This is a genomic window from Hymenobacter volaticus, assembly GCF_022921055.1.
Classification (GTDB): domain Bacteria; phylum Bacteroidota; class Bacteroidia; order Cytophagales; family Hymenobacteraceae; genus Hymenobacter; species Hymenobacter volaticus.
This window is the reverse complement of sequence record NZ_CP095063.1, coordinates 254,802-275,484: the sequence shown is the minus strand read 5'-3', so window position 1 is coordinate 275,484 and position 20,683 is coordinate 254,802. Positions and strand designations below refer to the sequence as shown.

The 20,683-nt window shown below is 56.2% G+C and carries 16 protein-coding genes and 1 pseudogene; 14 read left to right on the top strand and 3 right to left on the bottom strand.

Translation table 11 applies throughout. From position 1 onward, the window contains the following. Positions 1–413: 413 nt before the first annotated feature. From MUN86_RS25490 to MUN86_RS31985, 9 genes and pseudogenes are all read left to right on the top strand, one after another. Complete coding sequence (locus MUN86_RS25490; RefSeq protein ID WP_245126401.1) at positions 414–3,689, top strand: VCBS repeat-containing protein; 3,276 nt, start codon at positions 414–416, stop codon at positions 3,687–3,689. A gap of 532 nt (positions 3,690–4,221) precedes the next feature. Next, positions 4,222–5,493 carry a hypothetical protein gene (locus MUN86_RS25485; protein ID WP_245126399.1) on the top strand — a complete coding sequence of 424 codons (1,272 nt, stop codon included), beginning with the start codon at positions 4,222–4,224 and terminating at the stop codon, positions 5,491–5,493. 19 nt (positions 5,494–5,512) lie between these two features. After that, entirely contained in the window at positions 5,513–6,379 is an 867-nt protein-coding gene (locus tag MUN86_RS25480; protein WP_245126397.1) for a hypothetical protein, read from the top strand. Next, entirely contained in the window at positions 6,376–6,894 is a 519-nt protein-coding gene (locus MUN86_RS25475; protein WP_245126395.1) for a vanadium-dependent haloperoxidase, read from the top strand. Before MUN86_RS25480 ends, MUN86_RS25475 begins: the two co-directional genes overlap by 4 nt. A gap of 1,225 nt (positions 6,895–8,119) precedes the next feature. Continuing rightward, positions 8,120–9,564: pseudogene (locus MUN86_RS25470) on the top strand (alpha-L-fucosidase). A gap of 143 nt (positions 9,565–9,707) precedes the next feature. After that, positions 9,708–11,672: a glycoside hydrolase family 3 N-terminal domain-containing protein gene (locus MUN86_RS25465; RefSeq protein ID WP_311182305.1), complete on the top strand. Its 1,965-nt coding sequence runs from the start codon at positions 9,708–9,710 to the stop codon at positions 11,670–11,672. Beyond that, the gene (locus MUN86_RS31995) at positions 11,663–11,986 is read left to right on the top strand and encodes a fibronectin type III-like domain-contianing protein (RefSeq protein ID WP_311182303.1); all 324 of its coding nucleotides are present in this window, start codon (positions 11,663–11,665) and stop codon (positions 11,984–11,986) included. The genes MUN86_RS25465 and MUN86_RS31995 overlap by 10 nt, the downstream gene beginning before the upstream one ends. Positions 11,987–12,170: 184 nt before the next feature. Next, positions 12,171–12,827 (top strand): Gfo/Idh/MocA family protein, encoded by a 657-nt coding sequence (locus MUN86_RS31990; RefSeq protein WP_311182301.1) that lies wholly within the window; start codon positions 12,171–12,173, stop codon positions 12,825–12,827. After that, positions 12,788–13,288, top strand: a complete 501-nt coding sequence (locus MUN86_RS31985) for a Gfo/Idh/MocA family protein (RefSeq protein WP_311182299.1) — start codon at positions 12,788–12,790, stop codon at positions 13,286–13,288. Before MUN86_RS31990 ends, MUN86_RS31985 begins: the two co-directional genes overlap by 40 nt. A 132-nt stretch (positions 13,289–13,420) precedes the next feature. Here the strand turns inward: MUN86_RS31985 and MUN86_RS25455 are convergent, their stop codons facing one another. The 3 genes from MUN86_RS25455 to MUN86_RS25445 form a co-directional block, all read right to left on the bottom strand. After that, positions 13,421–13,960 carry a DinB family protein gene (locus tag MUN86_RS25455; RefSeq protein WP_245126392.1) on the bottom strand — a complete coding sequence of 180 codons (540 nt, stop codon included), beginning with the start codon at positions 13,958–13,960 and terminating at the stop codon, positions 13,421–13,423. A 289-nt stretch (positions 13,961–14,249) separates the two neighbouring features. Next, positions 14,250–14,600 (bottom strand): hypothetical protein, encoded by a 351-nt coding sequence (locus tag MUN86_RS25450; RefSeq protein WP_245126390.1) that lies wholly within the window; start codon positions 14,598–14,600, stop codon positions 14,250–14,252. Continuing rightward, positions 14,588–14,845, bottom strand: coding sequence for a hypothetical protein (locus MUN86_RS25445; protein ID WP_245126388.1), 258 nt, complete (start codon positions 14,843–14,845; stop codon positions 14,588–14,590). Before MUN86_RS25445 ends, MUN86_RS25450 begins: the two co-directional genes overlap by 13 nt. Positions 14,846–15,647: 802 nt before the next feature. Here MUN86_RS25445 and MUN86_RS25440 point away from each other — a divergent pair. The 5 genes from MUN86_RS25440 to MUN86_RS25420 all read left to right on the top strand — a co-directional run bounded on the left by MUN86_RS25440 (position 15,648) and on the right by MUN86_RS25420 (position 20,665). Beyond that, on the top strand, positions 15,648–16,226 hold the full coding sequence (locus tag MUN86_RS25440) for an arginase family protein (RefSeq protein ID WP_245126386.1): 579 nt from the start codon (positions 15,648–15,650) through the stop codon (positions 16,224–16,226). A 275-nt stretch (positions 16,227–16,501) separates the two neighbouring features. Next, positions 16,502–17,608 (top strand): glycoside hydrolase family 18 protein, encoded by a 1,107-nt coding sequence (locus MUN86_RS25435; protein ID WP_245126384.1) that lies wholly within the window; start codon positions 16,502–16,504, stop codon positions 17,606–17,608. 656 nt (positions 17,609–18,264) lie between these two features. Beyond that, complete coding sequence (locus MUN86_RS25430) at positions 18,265–18,711, top strand: hypothetical protein (RefSeq protein ID WP_245126382.1); 447 nt, start codon at positions 18,265–18,267, stop codon at positions 18,709–18,711. After that, the gene (locus MUN86_RS25425; protein WP_245126380.1) at positions 18,636–19,307 is read left to right on the top strand and encodes a helix-turn-helix domain-containing protein; all 672 of its coding nucleotides are present in this window, start codon (positions 18,636–18,638) and stop codon (positions 19,305–19,307) included. Before MUN86_RS25430 ends, MUN86_RS25425 begins: the two co-directional genes overlap by 76 nt. A 128-nt stretch (positions 19,308–19,435) precedes the next feature. After that, positions 19,436–20,665, top strand: coding sequence for an acyltransferase family protein (locus tag MUN86_RS25420; RefSeq protein WP_245126378.1), 1,230 nt, complete (start codon positions 19,436–19,438; stop codon positions 20,663–20,665). The last annotated feature ends 18 nt before the right edge of the window (positions 20,666–20,683 follow it).

The window sequence follows — 20,683 nt, the reverse complement described above, 5'->3', positions numbered from 1 at the left end:
CTACTAGCTCAGCAAGTCTATACCTTTCATGGCCATGGGCTTGCGCCTCACAACGTGCAGTATCACCCGGCGTCCGCAGCGTCTTCGCTTGATTTTCTATAGAGCAGAAATCAAGCGCTAGAACGCACGTAATGCGGGCGCCGCTTTTCAGCAGCAGACCAACTTTTGTGGGAATTTGATTGGATTGCTGGGTGGTGTTGCACGATTGTAAGTGCTGAAGCAAGGGGAATGCACAACTTAAAACTGCTTACGCCCACCAGCTTTACTAAGAGCACCACTCTGGCAGTTACGTTCCTGCTCTCTTTTCTCACCAATAATTACCGCCCTCTCTTACTATGCGTGTTTGGCGTTTGCGTTCTGCTGCTCTTTTGCTCGCTTGGTGGTGCCTGGCTGGGTGCCAGCAAAAGCAGCGAATGACGGCAAACAAAGACGCCCTTTTTCAACTGGTGCCCGCCACGCAAAGCCACGTTACGTTTCGCAACGATTTAGTTGAGGATGAAACAACCAACGTGCTGGTCTACGAATACACCTACAACGGCGGCGGGGTGGCGCTCGGTGATGTGAATGGCGATGGTTTAGATGATATCTATTTCACGGCCAATAAAGGCGCCAACAAACTGTACCTCAACAAAGGCAACCTGCGCTTCGAGGACGTAACGGCCACGGCTGGTGTGGCGCTGCCGCTCGGCTGGAAAACGGGCGTCACGATGGTGGACCTCAACGCGGACGGCCACCTCGACCTTTACGTGTGCCGATCGGGCGACCTGCCAGGCCAGTTCCGTCGAAATCAGCTGTTCCTCAACCTCGGAAACGACCAACAAGGAGTACCCCATTTCCGCGAGCAAGCAGCGGCGTGCGAGCTGGCCGACTCGGCCTATAGCACCCAGGCCGTTTTTTTCGACTACGACAAAGACCAGGACCTGGACATGCTGCTGCTCAACCACAGCCCCCGTCGGTTCGAGAACCTCGACGAGTTCTACATCAAGCAACTAATGCGCACGCCCGACGCGCAAACGGGGATTAAGCTCTACCGCAACGAAGGCGCCCGACCAGGAGAATTGCCCCGGTTTCGGGAAGTAGCCACGGCGGCCGGTTTGCTGAATACGCGGCTGACCTTTGCGCTCGGCGCCTCGGTGGCCGACCTCAACAACGACGGTTGGCCCGACATCTACCTTTCCAACGACTACCTGGCCCCTGATTACCTGTACATCAACAACCACGACGGCACGTTCACCGACCAGCTCGGCCAGCAGATGGGGCATACGTCCTTGTCGTCGATGGGCAACGACGCGGCCGACCTCAACAACGACGGCTACGCCGACGTTTGCACGCTCGACATGTTGCCTGAAGACAACCGGCGACAGAAGCTGCTCTTTGCCAGCGACAATTACGAGCTGTTTCGCATTCGAAACGAAGCTGGTTTGCATAAGCAGTACATGCGCAACATGCTGCACCTCAACAATGGTAACAGCACCTTCAGCGAAATAGGGCAACTCGCGGGTGTTTCCAATACGGATTGGAGCTGGGCTCCCCTGGTAGCCGATTACGACAACGACGGCTGGAAGGACCTGTTTCTTACGAATGGCTTTTTGCACGACTACACCAACCTAGACTTTCTTAAGTACATGGGCGACTTTCTGCACGACCGCCAGGGCGACGTGCAGCGCAAGAACTTGCTGGACTTGGTGCGCAAGATGCCTTCCTCGAACGTGGTGGGCTACGCCTTCCGCAACACCGGGGGCGCGACGTTCACCAACGCCAGCACCGCGTGGGGCATCACCGAACCAGCGAACAGCAACGGTGCCGCCTACGCCGACCTCGACAACGACGGCGACCTGGATATAGTGGTCAACAACTTAAACGGACCCGCCTTCCTCTACCGCAATACCGCGGAGAAGAAACCCGCAAACCGGGGCCTTTCCGTGCAACTGGCAGGAGTTGGAGCCAACCGCCTCGGTATTGGGGCCAAAGTGCAGCTCTACACCGGCAACGTCACGCAGACGCAGGAACAACTAGTTGGGCGCGGTTACCAATCCAGCGTGTCGCCGGTGCTGCATTTTGGCCTGGGCCAGCGGCGTCAGATTGATTCGGTGCGGGTGACGTGGCCTAGCGGGCAACAGCAGGTGGTGCGCTCCGTGCCCGCAGGCCATGTGCTGGTACTGCGGGAAGCGGACGCTAGCGCGCCGGAGTTAGCCAATAAACAGACGGCGGACCCTGTGTTTACCGCGGTAACTCCGCCGATTGCCGCCGTGGCAACGGAAAACAACGTCAATGATTTCAAACGCCAGCCTTTGCTGGTTAACAGCTTGTCTTACAGCGGCCCGTGCTTGGTACAGGCCGACGTAAATAACGACGGCCGGCCCGATGTGTTTATGGGAGGCGCTTCGGGTTACCGGAGCCGCGTCTACGTGCAGCAAAAGGCGGGACGATTCACTGAGTTGCCCCAACCAGCCCTGGAAGCGGACTACCTACACGAAGACACCGACGCGGCTTTCCTGGATGTGGACCGCGACGGCGACTTAGACCTTTACGTGGCCAGCGGCGGGTACGACAATTTCTTGCCCGGAGATGCGCTCCTGCAAGACCGGCTTTACCTCAACGATGGGCGCGGCAACTTCACTAAAAGTCCCGCAGGTAGTTTGCCCGCCATGCCCACCAGTACCGGCTGCGTGCGGGTAGCCGACGTGAACGGCGATAACTCACCCGATTTATTTGTTGGGGGCCGCGTGACGCCGGGCCGCTACCCCGAGCCGCCAACCAGCTATCTGTTAGTTAACGACGGGCACGGCCGCTTTCACGATCAGACGGCCAGTTTAGCTCCCACCCTAAGGCAGCTAGGTATGGTTACGGATGCCGCCTGGGTGGATTTGAATCAGGACCAGCACCCTGACTTGGTGACGGTCGGCGAATGGCTGCCGGTACAAGTATGGATCAACCACAACGGACAGCTAACCGATGAAACCACTACCTACCTGCCCGGCAAGTTATCGGGCTGGTGGAACAAGCTATTGGTAACCGACCTCAACCAAGACAATCGTCCTGACCTTGTGATCGGCAATATGGGCCTTAACACGCAGTGCCGAGCCACCAACCAACAACCCGCCGAACTGTACTACAAAGACTTCGACGACAACGGGGCCGTTGACCCGATCTTGTGCATGTACGTGCAAGGCAAAAGCTACCCCTTCGTGTCGCGCGATGAGTTATTGGACCAGCTCAGCATGACGCGCACGCGTTTTCCGAATTACCGGAGCTACGCCGACGCGCAGCTGACCAACATCTTTCAGGCTGCGGAGTTGAAAAACGCAAACGTGTTGCGGGCTAACTACCTGCAAACGGCGTGTCTGCTGAGTACCTCGCAAGCAAGGTACCGCTTGGCTCCCCTGCCCTTAGAAGCGCAGTACACCCCCGTTTTCGCCCTTACCACCCTCGACTACAATCACGATGGTCACCCTGACTTATTGCTTGGTGGCAACAGCACCCACTGCCGCATCCGTTTCGGCAACAACGATGCGGGTTACGGGCTGCTACTGCGCGGCGACGGCCGGGGTAACTTCACGGCGGTATCGCAACGGCAATCGGGTTTGCGGGTGCAAGGAGACGTGCGCAGCTTCACCCAGCTCGGTAGCGTGCTTTTAGTAGGGCGCAACAACCAGGAGTTACAGGCCTATGCTTTTAAAAAGCATTAGAATAGTCTGAAATTTTCTTCCAGAGTTATAATAGTGCTTTGCTGGCCAGTTGCGCTTCTATCTTATTTTCACCAGACAGCATGCAAGGTTTTACGCATAAGCTTTTGTTGGCTACTCTAGGGTGGTTAGGGGTGTTAATCCAACCCGTTAAAGCCCAGAATGAGCTGATTCCGCTCACCTCCCTGGACGGCGTGTACAGCCCGTCCAAGGGCAAGGGCGAAATGAAGTTCAGCTTTGCGTGGCCTGAGCCCTCAGCCGAGCTTGCGGGCTTCCAGTTCAGCTTTCGGGTGCAGACGTTCGAGAACACTTACGCCATTGACCCGGCCCGCACGCGGCTGGAGCGTTCCGGCGACCGACTCCGCTATTTGTGCCAAGGCTTTACCTGGGCCGGTGGGCAGGAAAAAGCGGCTGGGGAGCTCACCGCCGAACTCCAGCGCAACCCCGATGGCAGCGTGGAGTGGCGCGTATCGGCCCAGATGAACCAGCCCATCAAATCTATTAGCACTGTGGTGCGGGGTATTCCGCGGGGGAATTGTCGCTGGCCGGCGCCAACTTCACGGACCCGCACGACGACGAAAACACGTTCGAGTACCCCCAGCTGTTCGGGCAACTTTCCACCCCGCTCATCATCATCAAGCAGCCCCAAGGAGGTTTTTTCGGTTTATCGGCCCGGCAGACAGAAGTGCGCCCGGCCCGATTTTTCCTACAACCCGGCCCCGATAGTTACCGCGCCGAGCTGATTTACGAGCAGGCCGGCTGGGAGCGGCGCAAGCGGGTGCAGAGCTGCCAGTGGCGTATTGGAGCCGCCGCAACGTACGAGGCCATTGCCAAGCCCCACTTCGACCAGCTAGCCCAGGCTTACCGTATTCCGGCCTACGCCACCCGACCCGACATGCCGGCTTGGGCGCGCGATACTAAATTGGTAGTGGCCCTGCACGGCGCCCACTGGACCGGATTCATTTTCAACGACTACGCCAAGCAGCTTACCATTTTGCGGTGGATAGCTACGCAAATCGAGCCCAAGAACGTGCTGGTATTTTTGCCCGGTTGGGATGGGCGCTACTACTGGAACTATCCGCTCTATCAAACCGACCCGCGCATGGGCGGCGACCAGGGCTTCCGGCAACTTATCGACGAAGGTCACAAGCTGGGATTTCACTTTTCGGCCATGTTTGGCACCAACTCGGCCAACCGCAAACTGCCGGAGTTCAAGAAGTTTGCCGACGCCGCCACTCAACACGTGGACGGCGACAACTGGGACCTGAACTGGGTGGATTGGGACAACGACCGGCACGGCGACGGCTGGATGCCCGTCATGAATGTGGGCGTGGCCTCGTGGCGCAACTACCTGCGCAACCGGATCGATAAAGTACTCACCAACTATCACCTCGATTCCTATTTCATGGACATAGCCGGGCTTTGGGAAAACAACCCAAAAGCCGATATGTACGAGGGTACCCGTCGGCTCGTGGCCGACCTGGCCCAGCGCCACCCCGGCGTGCTGCCTATTGCCGAAATGCACTATGATGCCCTGATGAGCGCGTTTCCCCTGACCCAAGTGCCGCGCTACCCACTCTACCCGGCCGGCTTCTACTCCTACGTCGATAGCTATAACCACCTCAGCACCCCGGCCCCGGGTTCGGGCAGCACGGGCGTGCACGAGTACGGCTTCAGCAAAACCCGAACTGTGGCAGTAAGTCAGCGCCCCATCCCGACAATCACCTTCGCCGACGACACGTTCGACAAGTACCGCGAGCAAGTGGCCCAAGCTATTGAGGCGGCCAAAGCCCGCAAAGTTGAATAGTCCCTACTCCCTTACCTGTGTGATTATCTCCTCGTTGTCATCAATTCGTTTGCTGCTGAGCGTGTTACTTCTGGTCGCTAGCGTCGGGTGGTTATCTTGCCGGCGCCCGACGCCGACCGACTACGAGCCTACCGCTGACCGGATTGGGTTGGTAGTGGACCAGATGAACGAGCTAATGATGCACGACGTCACCAATCCGCCGCTGGCCGCTCGTTTTTTTGCCTACGCCCTGTTAGCGGGCAACGAGGTGCTGGCGCAAAATGACTCCACCTGCCCCTCGATGGCTAGCCGCCTACACGTTCCGCTTACTGTTCCTAGGCCGACGGGAAAGGTGTACTCTGCCCAGCTTACAGCGCTGTTAGCCACCCTCCAGACAGCGAGCAAGCTACAGCCCTCGGGCGTAGCGTTGCAAGCTCGCGAACAAGAACTGCTGGAGGAGTGCAGGCATCGAGGTATGCCCGCGGCAGTAGTCACGGCCTCGCAGCAATACGCTCAGCAGGTTGCGCAAGCGGTGCTCGCCTATGCCAAGCAAGATAAGTACTACCGCATCAGCGACCTGCCGCGCTACGCCCCTACCGAGGGCGAAGGCTATTGGTACCCTACCCCACCCGGCTTCTTCGCGGCCGTGGAGCCGTACTTCAGTTCTATTCGACCCTTTTTCTTGGATTCGGCAGGACAATTTGCGCCGGCTCCTCCGCTCGCGTTCTCGCCTAGCAAGGGCTCTGGCTTTTATCAGCTCATGGACAGCGTACGCCAGGTAGGCAACACGCTTACTCGGGAGCAACGGCAAATTGCCAGCTTTTGGGACTGTAACCCTTTGCTTTGCAAGACCAGGGGCACTTACAAGTTGGGCTCAAGAAAATGTCGCCGGGGGCGCACTGGATGAAAATTGCCGGCTTGGCTTGCCATCAGAGCCACTTCTCGTTTAACCGTAGCTTGCAAATCCACGCTGTGCTGGCGCTCACCCTCACCGATGCGTTCATTTGCTGTTGGAAAGAGAAATACCATAGCAACCGGATTCGGCCCGAAACAGTGATTCGCCGCTATCTCGACCCTGAATGGAAGCCGCTACTCCAAACCCCGCCATTCCCAGAATATTTAAGTGGTCACTCCGTCATCTCAACGGCCGCGGCAACAGTGCTCGAACACTATTTCGGGCCGACTTATGCTTATCTCGACTCCACCGAGCGGGTGTTTGGGCTGCCGCCCCGGCATTTCACTTCCTTTCGGCAAGCTGCCCAAGAAGCAGCCGTGTCGCGGCTTTACGGGGCATACATTTCCCCGATGCTATCCGGCAAGGTCAGCTCCAGGGTAGCAAAGTTGGCTTGTTGGTTGTGCATCGTCTCGGCTATCGACCATCGACCAAAATGCTTCCTCAATAACCCTAGCATGGTGAGTTAGGACGGGTCACCAAATAACTGAACTTACCTCCACCTTACTTTTTTATAGGTCTAGTAGGTATTGGGAGAGATGAGGGACGACTGGAACAGCGAAGTTTGCGGTTAAATGCTGCTGTATCCTTCAACAGATAGAGGCCGTTGGACGCCATTGTTTTCGTTGTATCCAGCGCAGGTGCTTTACTTGCCGGTGTAGTAGATAGAGTTTTCCCTTTCGGTGTAGGGGCCGTTTGGGCATATCCTGCCAAAGAGAAGCTTAACAGCAGCATAGGAACAAGAAAATGAGAATACTTTATCATAGCAATAAAGTGATTAACAGAGATTAAACATAAGCATATCATACGATAACACATGCGAAAAAGCTACTTCATCAATACACAACCGTCTCTGTATTATAATATTTTAAAGCCATTTGCAATATTTGAATACAAACCCTGATCTTCGCCCCGAGCAATCTTCCCAGGCCGGAGAAGGTGTTAGAGGGGCAACATCCAGCAGTGGGCGTGGCCCTCGTCTATTTCAGCTCATTTGGTTTACTGCCTTCTTTAAGTTATTAACTGGGTAGCCAGCTTACACGGTGGGCTGATACTCCTATGCGCACACCTGTTATAGGGGCTACTCACAACACTCGCTAATCAATTATCGCAGTGCGCATTACTCTGCACGCCAAGTTTACGGTTGAGATTTTACTTACTGCTTATGCCTATGGAGATAAGCGGTTACTTTCTTGATTGTTGTTTTGCGAACTAAACTGTATCAAGAGCCTAGGTGCTAAGTCCACCTATTTGCTATGCCTTGCCTACCTGCGCACAGTTACTAAGGCAGCGGTAAATACCACCCGCCGCGACTATCCTACTAGGTGGAGTGCATTCTCAAAAGCAAGAAAAAATACGTAGCGCTTGATTCTATCGGGTCGATAGATAAATACTGCTTGGCGCACCGCACCGCTAAGTATACTGTCCACAGTTAAGGCGCAAGAAATGTATGACCAGTTGCGAGAGATATTTCAATACTGATCACCTTGCCCGTAAGGTCAGCGGCTCGGTTTTATTTCTATTATCCTGTGTTTATTGATTGGGGATGCTACCGCGAAGAGGCTCCAGAGTGAAAAACAGGTACGCATGCTAATTACCTTGCCGCGGCCAAAGCCTTGATTTTTCCACTACCAGACTTGGCCGGCAAGTAAAATAGGCTCCCGGTAGTGGGGCCAGGTTTAACTTAAACAGCCTATGCACGTGAAAAAAGCTGCCCTCGCCTTCTTCATACTAGCCGCCGCTAGTGTACAATCGGGGCGCGCCCAAGAGCAAGGTATTCACCAGCAATCGACGCAGTACGAAGCCCCTACTGATCCCTTAGTTAAGCAAAAGCTAGAACGTTGGCGCGACCAGAAATTTGGTTTGATTTTGCACTGGGGTTTGTATGCCGTGCCGGGTATTATCGAGTCGTGGCAGCTGTGCTCGGAAGATTGGGTGACGCGCGACAGTACCGTGGCCTACGAAGACTACAAAAAGTGGTATTGGGGACTAAGCCAACAGTTTAACCCGGTGAAGTTCAATCCTGACCAATGGGCGGCCGTCGCGAAAAAAGCTGGCATGCGCTATCTGGTGTTTACCACCAAGCACCACGACGGTTTCAGTATGTTCGACACCCAGCAATCGGATTTCAAGATCACCAACGGACCGTTCCGCGATAATCCGCGGGCCAACGTGGCCAAGTACGTGTTCGAGGCCTTTCGGCAGCAAGGGTTTATGATTGGGGCGTACTTCTCGAAACCCGACTGGCACTCACCGCAGTTTTGGTGGCCGAAGTACGCCACGCCTAACCGCAACGTCAACTACGACATCAAGAAGTATCCGTGGCGGTGGCAGCAGTACAAGAGCTTCACCTACAACCAAATAAGCGAGCTAATGCACGACTACGGCCGGATGGATATTCTGTGGCTCGACGGCGGCTGGGTGCGGCCCCGCGAAACCGTGAACGCGGAAGTACGCTCTTGGGGCGCGCCCATCCCGGAGTTCAGCCAGGAGGTGGATATGCTGCGCATTGCTACTATGGCCCGGCAGGCCCAGCCTGGCCTGCTCATGGTCGACCGCACCGTGCACGGCCCCTACGAGAACTACCAAACTCCTGAGCAGCACGTACCCGAGTTGCCGCTGGCCAACCCTTGGGAAAGCTGCCTGACGTTGGCCAACAATTGGGGCTACGTGCCGAACGACACCTACAAGTCGCCTACCAAGATTATTCACTCGCTCGTAGAGGTAGTCGCCAAAGGCGGCAGTTTGCTGCTCGGCGTCGGCCCCAAGCCCGACGGCACCCTGGCCGACGAAGCCGTGACGCGGTTAGCGGCCATAGGCAAGTGGCTGGACGTGAACGGCGAGGCCATTTATAACACCCGTGCTACCGCCCGCTTCCAGGATGGCAGCACCTATTTCACCCAAGGCAAAAAGGGCACCCGCTACGCCATTGCCTGCCTACCCGAAAACCAACCCGCGCCGGCCACCCTGGAATGGACCGGCAACCTTCCCGAAAAGGCAGCCAGCTAAAACTCCTGCAAACGGGCAAGGCCGTGCAGTGGACGCGCGTAGGAGACAAAGTGAAGCTTACGCTGCCTGCCGACCTAACCCAACAAGCAGGAACCTATCCGGCACTGGTTTTTGCCTTTACGGCCGAGTAAGCTAAGCTTACCATCATTTTTCTACGTCTCGCTCATATGACCACCTATCTAGCGCTTGGGCTCTGCTGGCTCAATTTCACCGTTGCCGTGGCCCAGGCGCCCAAACCCCTCTACCAAGACCGCCTCGCCCCACCGAAGCGAGGGTGCAGGACCTACTGGCCCGCATGACGGTCGAGGAAAAGGTCGGGCAGCTCTCCACGCTGCTCGGCTGGGAAATGTATCAGAAAGACGAGCGACGAGTTGACATCAGCGCGGCAGGCAAAAAAGCTATAGACGAGCGCCACATTGGCGCTTTATGGGCCACACTGCGCGCCGACCCGTGGACGAAGAAGACCTTGAAAACTGGCCTGAATCCTTTGCAAGCGGCTGAAGCCACCAATGCCTTACAGAAGTACGCCGTCGAGCATACGCGGCTGCATATTCCGCTGCTGCTGGCCGAGGAGTGCCCTCACGGCCACATGGCCATCGGCACCACCGTATTTCCGACCTCTATTGGGCAGAGCAGTACCTGGGACCCCGCCCTCATCCGGCGCATGGCCTCGGTTATTGCCAGCGAGGCGCGGGTGCAGGGCACTCATATCGGCTACGGCCCGGTCTTGGATTTGGCTCGCGAGCCGCGCTGGTCGCGGGTCGAGGAAACCTACGGCGAAGACCCGGTGCTCAACGGGCAGATGGGGGCCGCGATGGTGCAGGGTTTCCAGGGTACTAGCCTGAAAAGCGGGCTCAATGTAGTGTCGACGTTGAAGCATTTCACGGCCTACGGCGTACCGGAAGGGGGCCATAACGGGGGCAGCATCAGCCCTGGCTACCGCGAGTTGAACCAGAGCTTTTTGCCACCGTTTCGGGCGGCGGTAAAAGCGGGTGCCTTATCCGTCATGACGGCCTACAACTCTATCGACGGCGTGCCCTGCTCGGCCAGCGAGTGGTTGCTGACGGACGTGTTGCGTAAGCAGTGGGGTTTTCAGGGCTTTACGGTATCCGATTTAGGAAGCATATCGGGGCTGGTAGGCAGCCATCACGTAGCCGCTACCCCGGCCGAGGCAGCGGCCCTGGCCCTCAACGCCGGCCTGGACAACGACTTGAGCGGCTACGGCTACGATAAGGCACTGCTGGCTGCCCATCAGCAAAAGCTAGTTTCCATGGAGGCGCTCGACCGCGCCGTAAGCCGAGTGTTGCGGGTGAAGTTCGACCTAGGTCTGTTCGAGAATCCTTACGTGGACCCTAAAAAAGCAACTAAGCTGGTGAGAAACCCGGCCCATGTGCAGCTGGCCCGGCAGGTAGCGCAGGAATCAATTGTGCTGCTGAAAAACGAAAAAAATCTGCTGCCCCTCGCCAAAACCCTGCAACGCCTGGCCGTCATCGGCCCGAATGCCGACAATATCTACAACCAGCTCGGCGACTACACCGCGCCCCAACCCGAAAGCAACATCGTGACAGTGCTCGAAGGAATTCGCGCGCAGGTGTCGCCGGCTACGCAGATTTTCTACGCCAAAGGCTGCGCCATTCGGGATACTACCGATGCGAATATTGCCGAGGCCGTAGCGGCGGCCCGCCGGGCGCAGGTGGCCGTGGTGGTGCTCGGCGGCTCCAGCGCCCGCGACTTCCAAACCGACTACCAGAGCACAGGAGCAGCTACCGTCACGGCCGCCAAAGGCGGACAGCCTCTCAGCGACATGGAAAGCGGCGAAGGCTACGACCGCGCCACGCTCGATTTACTCGGTAAGCAGCAGGAACTGCTCCAAGCCGTAGTAGCAACCGGCACGCCGGTAGTCGTGGTGCTTATCAAAGGCCGCCCGCTAAACCTGAACTGGATGGCAGCCCACGTGCCGGCTATGCTAGATGCGTGGTATCCCGGCCAGGAAGGCGGCCACGCCGTGGCCGACGTGCTGTTCGGCGACTACAACCCCGCCGGCCGCCTGCCCATCTCGGTGCCCCGACACGTCGGGCAACTACCAGTGTATTACAACGCCAAGCGCCCCGCCAAGCACGACTACGTCGAAACCAGCGCCAAACCGCTCTACAGCTTCGGGCATGGCCTGAGCTACAGCAAGTTCGAGTACTCCACCTTGCGCGTTAGTACCGCCGAGCACTCGGGGCCGTGCAGGTAACAGTGCGCTTCACCGTCAAAAACACTGGGACCCGCGCCGGCGACGAAGTCGCGCAGCTATACCTGCGCGATGAAGTTAGCTCGGTGGTCACCCCGGCCCTGCAGCTGAAGAAGTTTCAGCGGCTCGCGCTGCCCGTCGGGCAGCAGCAGGAAGTGGTTTTCGAATTAACGGCCGAAGATCTAATGCTACTGAACACCAACTTGAAATGGGTGGTGGAGCCGGGCGCCTTTACCGTGCTGATCGGCGCTTCGTCGGAAGATATTCGGCTTCAAGCGCAGTTCAACGTCGCTCAGAAGGTGGAGAACGTGCAATAACGATGTAAGGACTGGCGAGAAAGTCAATCGAACAGTTGGGGGTCCTGTCGATAAATATCAGCACAAAAAAGCGACTGCTAAACGCGAATACCGTACTCTCGCCCGTTAGCTAAGGGCGCGGCCCTTGGGCATGTTGCCTTCTATTTGATGTGTTCATTGCACTTCTTTATCCTTACCAACTAACATGAAAAAAGTGTCCCGGCGTGGGTTTGTTGAGCAACTTGGATTTGGCCTTGGAGCCTCGCTGCTACTGCCTTCCAGTGCATTGTACGCGCAAACGAAAGCTGTACCGTATACCGGCAAAAAGCTTCGGGTGGCTCTGTGCGGGCTAGGCCGGTATGCCAACCTGATCCGTGAGGGCCTCGCAGTTTCCCAGTACTGCCAGCTTGCCGGCATTGTCACGGGCACCCCAACCAAGGCGGCCCGCTGGAAAAGCGAGTATAATATCCCGGAAAAGAATGTGTACTCATATCAGAACTTTGACACAATCCTGGCCAATAAAAACATTGACCTTGTCTACATCACCCTGCCCAATGCGCTGCACAAGGAATTTACGCTGCGAGCGGCCAAGGCTGGCAAGCACGTGATTGTCGAGAAGCCTATGGCCTTAACTGAGCAGGATTGCCAGGATATGATTGCCGCCTGTAAGCGGGCCGGCGTGCAGTTAGCGGTAGGCTATCGGTTGCACTACGAACCAAACCACCTTGAACTCCAACGGCTTGGTCAGCAAAAGGTATTCGGGCAAGTTCGTTTGATGGAGGCGTCTTTGGGGTACCGCTTAGCGGACATTATCCCCGAGGATTGGCATTTGAAAAAAGCCCTGGCCGGGGCGGCCCATTGATGAATCTAGGCGTGTACTGCGTGCAAAGCAGCCGCTACGTGCTCGGGGAAGAACCGGTCGCTGTGACAGCGCAGTTTGGCCCCGTCACCCTGCCGAATTTGTTTACCGAAGTGGAAGAGTCTATCACCTGGCAACTCTACTTTCCTAGTGGTGCCGTGTGCACCTCCACGGCGACAGCAACCTGCAACATCGACCGGTTTTTTGCTTCCGCTGATAATGGATTCTTTGAACTCAGTCCGGGTCTGAGTTACGGACCTTTTACAGGTCGCAGCAGCCAGGGCGCATTTCATTTCCCAGTTATCAATCAACAAGCTGCCCAGTTGGATGGCATTGCTTCCTGCCTGCTGGCCAATAAGCCATTGCCAACCCATATTTCCGGCGAAGAAGGACGCAAAGACCTACGGGTGCTGGATGGGATTTATAAGGCGGCTAAGAGTGGGCAGAAAGTAGCCTTGACGTAGCAAAGTAGGTGCTAAGGTGCCCGACTTTATTGTCGTTTTCACCCTGTTCAATTCGTTATGTTAACGTAAGCTTGGCGCAACCCACGGGCATGGCTATACCTGTTGGTTGCGCCAGAACGGCATTCAAAGGGATTAAACCGCACTTTCGGAGTCGAGAGCACTCAGCCGGCGGGCCAGTTCGCTGATGCGGGCTAAGTGGTGATCATCGTGTTCGGCCACGAACAGAAACAAATCCGGCAGCCGCATCGGCGTGTGCAGGCGGGGGTGCCGCGCCGACCAGTTTAGAACTTCCCCGTTCAGGTCTTGCAGGCGGTGCACGGTGCGCATCCGCTGCTGTCGGAAGCTGTAGAGCAGCGCTGGCAGGGACGTCGCGTTGTGATTGGCGTCCGTAGTGGCTCGGTTAGTTAAATCAGTGGGACGCAGCTCGGCCGCGCCGCTGACAATGTCCTCCAAGCGGCCCAGCCACAGCGGCTCTAGGTCGGCTAAGTGGCCCACATTCTCCTGAATGGTCCACGTTCCGTCTACCCGCAGGGTTAGCCACGGCGGGGCAATGCCAGCCAGTTTTTCCTCTAACCGGGCTGGAGTGCCCATTAACCGCTCCAGCAACGATGGTAGCAGGCGCGGGTCGGCAAAAGGGGCGAATTCGCGTTCAAACCATTTTACTTGTTCCATGAGGGTAATGCAGTAGGTTCAAATAGTAAGCCCAGCCTGTCGCAAACCAGGCCGCAGCACTGCTCTCGAGAAGATGAAGCTTTCGTTGTTCGCACCGAGCACCTACTTGCAGTCGGTTTACGGCCAGTAGCCATTAGTTAAGTCTCTTAACCGGCGCAGATTAATTCGTATCAGTCATTTCTCGTGCACGACTGATGAGCACAAAGTAAAGAGAGATGCACACCATATCCTTCCTCATACAGATGTCTGTTGGAACACTATCCTACACAGCGGAGAGTATAAGCACGAGTTAAAACCGATAGCCCGCTCCTACGCCTATAAACTCATTAAGAGCTATCCGCTGGGTTGGATAACTCGATATTGCCACCGCCACATGGGTATCCAGGAGCCAGCGCTGCCCCAGCGCCCAGTGCCGCCCACCTCGCAACAAAGGCCGCACCGCCACGTCATGCGATGTGCGCGTAGGGTACTGAGGGTTATCATTTGTCACCCGACGATAGGCATAGGCTGCTATAAAGCCCACGCCCACAAACCACCCGACGAAAGTCGGCTTGCGCGCTTGCAGGTAATAGTTAAGCGAGGCGTCCGTGTACAAGGTAGTGTAGCGGTAGTGGGCGGTGCCCGCGATTAAAACTCCCATGGCGTCATAGTAGTCGGAGCGATACCGATTACTGTTGTAGGTGGCACCCAGGCTAGCGCGCACCCCCAGCGGGACCACACCGGCACCTCATACCCCAGCGCCGGAATAAAAGGCGATTTAATACGGAGCGTATGCAACGTGAACAGGTGGCGGGGAGCGGGGGCCGAATCGGACGGGGCGGGCTGCGCCACACTTGCCAGGGGGACCGACAGTAGCAAGGCGATGCTACAGTGTAAGGTAGTCATAAGGGGTAGTTGGAAATAAAGAATAGTTACTGTTGCTTGTCCCTCGTGCTAGTAAATAAACTTGAGGGCCTTCTCAATAAGAAAGTAGAAATACGGACTGCCAGAGCATTTTATTGTTGAGTATCGGCACATTAATTTTTTAGTTCCTACCCATTTCTTCAAGAGACTCGGCACTGTCGGTTGTGAGGCCGCCACCCCAAGCGACTGGCAACTACTTACGAGAAGAAGTATCGGCATTCACTAAGAATACAACTAAATAAAGGTGCTTACCCGAAGCCAAGTTGCAGTAGGTAAAGCATCTTTATCACGACTCGAATTAGAACCGAGCAGGGAAATAGGAATTGCTTAGTTGACGGCGGGAAGACGATATAATACTTGTTGCACACTGCTTTCGTCTGAAGCGTAGTCGCAGCCATGTCATTTCACCTAGTTAACTTATTTCATCAGCGTGGCATCTATTTCAGGACCCTGAATTTGGGCATTGATAAAAGGTTGTCCGTCACTAAAATTGTAGAATTGGTAGATAGCAACTTGTTAAGCGTTATCACAAATACATACAGCTGGTCTGCGCCTATTAATAAGCATCAACTTTTATGTACCCTCGCTATGAACAGGTCTGCTATAATGCCACCGCTGCGAATCAACTTAGTGGAGGCGCCAAGCAATTTAGGCTTACAAGAACTGGTGCCTGGTGTCGTGCCGGGGGTATACCAGTTGCCCGCGTGGCTCAAACATTGGGCTTCCACGACCTGTTAGCCCGGAGCAGGTTCATACGGTGCCGGCGCCCCCTTACGTGGGCTCCTTGGACCCAGAGACTGGGGTGCGCAACGCGAAAGCCATTGCCGACTATTCGCTGCAGTTGGCGGCCTGCGTAGCGGGCCTAGTGCAAGAGGGCATCTTCCCGGTGGTGCTTGGGGGCGACTGTAGCATCTTGATAGGGAATATGCTGGGGTTAAAGCAAATTGGCACGTACGGCCTGTTCTTTCTGGATGGCCACACGGATTATGCTTGGCCCGGGTTATCGGCCTCGGGCGGGGCCGCGGGTATGGACCTAGCTCTCGTAACGGGCCGTGGTCCAACTCAACTCACCAATCTGGGTGGTCTAAGTCCTTACGTGCGGGCCGAGCACGCGTGGTGCGTAGGCAACCGCGACGAAGACGAAGCCTACCTAGCCGCAATGGCGGCCTCGACTATTCATTATACCGACTTGGCGACCGTCCGGAAATTGGGGCCACACGCCTGCGCACAGGCTTTTCTTCACCACGTCAGATCCGCTAAACTCGATGGGTTTTGGATTCATTTCGACGTGGATGTACTCGACAGCACGCTCATGCCTGCCGTAGACTCACCTCAACCCGGGGCTTGTCTTACGCGGAACTAGTGGCGCTGCTTCTCCCTTACTGACGTCGCCCCACGTTGTGGGTCTGGACTTAACTATTCTCGACCCCAGCTTGGACTCCACTGGAGCAGCGACCCAAGGACTGCTTGCCGGCATACGCCCCCTATTAGAAGCTTTGCAGACCCGGAAGGCCCGGCGCTAAGTGGAGCGCTTTGTAATGAAAGCGGGTAATTCTCTACATAGCTAAACCCGCCGCTATTTAGCGCTAGCCTCCTATCTTCGGGCAAGCTTGATTGTACCTGTTGGCGGCCTGTTCTATGAGAAATGTTCTGTACCTAGCGCTGCTGCTTGTCGCGGCGGGGAGCACGGCTTTGCTTCCCATTCGTCCTGCTTCTACTGTTGCCGCGCCCCGCATGGCCATTATTGCCTACTACGCCGGCGATGCTACTGGCTTTCGGCAATATCCGACCGACAAGCTCACGCACATTATCTACAGCTTTCTGCACCTAAAAAACACGGCCTTTGCCTTCGACAACCCCAAGGATAAAGCCACGGTGGCTGCGCTCGTAGCCCTCAAGAGCCAGAACCCCCAGTTGAAAGTGATGCTTTCGTTGGGCGGCTGGGGCGGCTGCGAAACCTGCTCACAGGTATTTGCTACCGCCCAAGGGCGCAACGAGTTTGCGGCTTCCGTCAAGCAAGTGCTTACTGACACCCACACCGACGGCATTGACTTGGATTGGGAATACCCGGCTGTTGCCGGTCCACCCGGCCACCGTTTTGCGCCCGAAGACCGCCACAACTTCACCTTGCTGGTACAATCCCTGCGCACCACGCTCGGCAAAAACTACGAAATAAGCTTCGCTGCCGGCGGTTTTCCCGACTACCTCCGCCACGCCGTAGAGTGGCCGGCCGTGATGCCCTTGGTTGACCGCGTCAACCTGATGAGCTACGACTTAGTCAACGGCTACAGCACTACCACGGGCCACCACACCCCTTTGTATTCCACTACGCAGCAAGTACCCTCCATCGACAACGGCGTGCGCTTCCTCGATTCGGTGGGTGTGGCGCCGGGCAAGATTGTTGTTGGCGCGGCTTTTTACGCCCGGGTGTTTAGCGGCGTTCCGCCCCGGAACCAGGGGCTGGAGCAAGCCGGAAAATTTAAGCAGACCTTTAACTACAAGGATTTTGCCGACAGTCTGTCGGCAACACGGGGCTTCGTTTCGTATTGGGACGACGTAGCCAAGGCCCCGTACGCCTACAGTGCCCGCCGCCAGGAGTTTGCCTCCTTCGACAACGAGAAATCCATTCAACTGAAAACCCACTATGTCCGCGCCAAACACCTCGGCGGCATCATGTTTTGGGAACTGACCGGCGACAAGCCTCAACACGGCCTGCTGGATTACTTATACCAAGCTGCCCGCTAGCCTTCGTTATAATGCGCAGTTGCCGGACCTTGAAGTAGGCAATACTTCCCGTTGCCTAAGACTAAGTGGCTTCTTGCTTGGGTATTGCCGCATGTTACCATTTGATTTGTCAAAGGCATTGGTATCTGCGGGGTGCCTGCTTTCACTGTGCTTCGAGCCGTTGCCTGTCGAGCAAGCCTAAATGGTCAACCCCTTTGCCGCCAAAGAGGTAAGTCTCTATCCGCTTTTCTTTGCAGCGGTCAGTGAGTGCCGGTAATGGTAGTACGAAAAGGCTACTCATGCGAGGACGAAGAATTGACTTGCGCTATTAGGCTACTATGGGCGAGACGAGTGGCGCCCGACCTGGGTGGTTAGTAGGCAAGCAGATCGGCTGGAGCTGACATGGGAAATCTGAATTACTTTTAAATTTAGCTTGCTTGACCCTCGCCTCCGCGGTTTATTCTTTGCTGCCCGACCGCATACCTGCGGTCGATTTTCTTGCTCTGCTGGTGTATGTCTCCCTTTCTCAATATATGGTCAATTGTGATTCTCCTCGGGGCCGCGCAGGGACTGTTCTTAAGTGGGATGTTCTTTTTTTCGTCCCAAGGAGAGCGGCTTAGCAACCGCCTGTTGGGCTAGCGGTGTTTTGCCTGGCCTTACTGGTTGTCGAGATTCTTTTGTGCTACTCCGGCTACATCCAGTTGGTGCCCTTTTTCGTGAGCCTTACCGAGCCACTCAATTTTGTGGTATCGCCCCTGCTCTACCTCTATGCCCGCAGCCTGATCAAGCCCGCATTTCGCTGGCGGCCGCGCTACCTGTTGCTATTTCTACCCGCCGTGGCGCACACCGTCTACTTGGTGCCTTTCTTTGCCCAGAGCAATGCCTGGAAGCTGCGCACCGTCGCCGAATCGTTTCACCAACCTCACCCCGCCGCTCCCGAGGCGCTGCATAACTTCTGGTGGTTTGCCACTTACACCCAGTTCTACGCCGCTTTCTACATTGTGCTGGGTGGCTACCTCCTGCTCTACGGGGGCTTCAGTTGCGCCTGTTGCTCACTTATCAGCAACAGCAGGCCGCCCGCCCCACCCATGGGGCACCCGCCCTCGGCTGGCTTAAGCGCTTAGGCCTGGGGCTTGGCCTGTTGCTGCTCGTGTACGTGGCGACAACCACCTATTATCACTTCTCCACCGGCGATGTCAACGATGCGGGCGATGTGTGGGTGGCCCTGCTTATTTCTTTACTGTTTTACGGCATGAGCGGCCGGGCCATCAGTCGATCCACGCTGCTGACCTTGCAGGCTCCCCCCGAAGAATCAGCAACAGAGCCCGCGGCCCCGCGCAAGAAATATGAGAAAACCGCTTTGAGTTCCGAGGCGACCACCGACATTCTGCTTCGCCTCCGTACCCTGATGACGGCTTCCACACCCTACCGCCGTCCCGACTTGTCACTAGCCGAGTTGGCCACTGACCTGCACCTACCCCCGCACCACCTCTCGCAGGTTATCAACGAGCAGTGCCAACAAAACTTCTTTGATTTCATCAATACTTACCGCATCGAGGAAGTGAAACGCCAGCTCCAAAGTCCCGATACTGCGCACCTAAAGCTAGAGGAAATCGGGTTTGCGGCCGGCTTCAATTCGAAGTCCGCGTTCAACGCCGCTTTCAAAAAGAGCACTCAGACTACACCGTCGCAGTTCCGAAAAAGCGCCTTAGCGCAATAAAAAGGCAGGATGACAGACGCCGCCGCGTCCGGATTCGCAAGGTAGTCCGCCTGGTTGGCAAGGTGTGTCGCCAAAGAAAAGAGCTACAAGTAGGTTTGGGCCTTGTTTCACTTACGGCCCTACTGACTATGTACTCCGTTCCTGCTTACCCTCCTCCCACCCTTCGCCGCTATGACCTTGATTGGCTCCGGGTGCTCGCCTTCTCCTTGCTGATTTTCTATCATACAGGTATGATTTTCGTCGGCTGGGACTTCCATATCCAGAGTTCGACGAAGAGTGCGGGTTTGGTGTTGCCGATGGTTTTCCTGAACCAGTGGCGGATGCCCCTGCTATTTGTAATTTCCGGGGTCGGCGTCACCTTCGCCCTCGGCCGCCGCACTGCAAGCCAATTTGTACGCGAGCGGCTGCTGCGCCTGCTTTTGCCGCTCGCCTTCGGGATGGTGGTCGTGGTCGTGCCGCAGGTGTACTACGAGCGGCTAACGCAAGGCGCAACCTATAGCTCCTTGCTCGATTTTTACCCTCATTACTTTGAAGGGGTATATCCGCACGGCAATTTCACTTGGAACCACCTTTGGTTTATTGCCTACCTACTGGTTTTCTCGCTGGTGAGCTTACCCTTGTTTCTGCAGCTGCGCAAGCCGGCCGCCCAAGGCGCGCTTACTTTCCTAAACCAGTGGCTGCAGCGACCGGGCCGCCTGCTACTGTTCGCGCTGCCGCTCGTCTTTATCCAACTCGTTTTACGGCCTTACTGGGCCGATAACCGCAATTTGATTTCGGACTGGTTTAACTTTTCCTTCTATCTCACGCTCTTCAGCTACGGCTATTTGCTTGGTCCTTTGTCGGGCTTCTGGCAGGCAGCCGAGCGGCAGCGCTACCTATTTCTGCTACTAGGCTTGGCCGCCTTCAGCTTTAATTATTGGGGCGACGATTATTACTACCCCCTCTTGGGCGGAGCAATCAAGCGGGCCGTGCAAGGCATCAACTGCTGGTGCTGGATCCTGATTTGCGTTGGATTTGGTCGGCGCTATCTTAACCGCAATTCCCCCCTGCTACAGCGCGCCAACGAGGCCGTGTACCCGTTCTATATTCTGCACCAAACAGTGCTTATTGCGCTCGGCTACTACGTGCTGCAATGGTCGGTCCCCAACGCTGTTAGCTTCTTGGTCATCGCGCTGGGCACCTTTGGCGGTACCTTGCTTTTATACGCAATAATTTACCACTCAGCAGTGCTCCGGGTTTTGTTTGGAATGAAGCAGAAAACGGTTGTTGCCGGGCAGAGTGAAATTGTTGCCAACATCGGTAAGGCTGGAAATCAAGCGAGTAGGCAACTCCCCGCAACCCGTAGCCAGCAAGGGTAGGAATTCAGCCCCGATTTA

What these genes read in the sequence shown, in the direction of transcription:
- MUN86_RS25490 (WP_245126401.1), top strand. Translation starts at nt 414, where the DNA reads ATGACGGCAAACAAAGACGCCCTTTTTCAACTGGTGCCCGCCACGCAA.
- MUN86_RS25475 (WP_245126395.1), top strand. Translation starts at nt 6,376, where the DNA reads ATGAAAATTGCCGGCTTGGCTTGCCATCAGAGCCACTTCTCGTTTAAC.
- MUN86_RS31990 (WP_311182301.1), top strand. Translation starts at nt 12,171, where the DNA reads ATGAAAAAAGTGTCCCGGCGTGGGTTTGTTGAGCAACTTGGATTTGGC.
- MUN86_RS25455 (WP_245126392.1), bottom strand. Translation starts at nt 13,960, where the DNA reads ATGGAACAAGTAAAATGGTTTGAACGCGAATTCGCCCCTTTTGCCGAC.
- MUN86_RS25450 (WP_245126390.1), bottom strand. Translation starts at nt 14,600, where the DNA reads ATGGGAGTTTTAATCGCGGGCACCGCCCACTACCGCTACACTACCTTG.
- MUN86_RS25445 (WP_245126388.1), bottom strand. Translation starts at nt 14,845, where the DNA reads ATGACTACCTTACACTGTAGCATCGCCTTGCTACTGTCGGTCCCCCTG.
- MUN86_RS25435 (WP_245126384.1), top strand. Translation starts at nt 16,502, where the DNA reads ATGAGAAATGTTCTGTACCTAGCGCTGCTGCTTGTCGCGGCGGGGAGC.
- MUN86_RS25420 (WP_245126378.1), top strand. Translation starts at nt 19,436, where the DNA reads ATGTACTCCGTTCCTGCTTACCCTCCTCCCACCCTTCGCCGCTATGAC.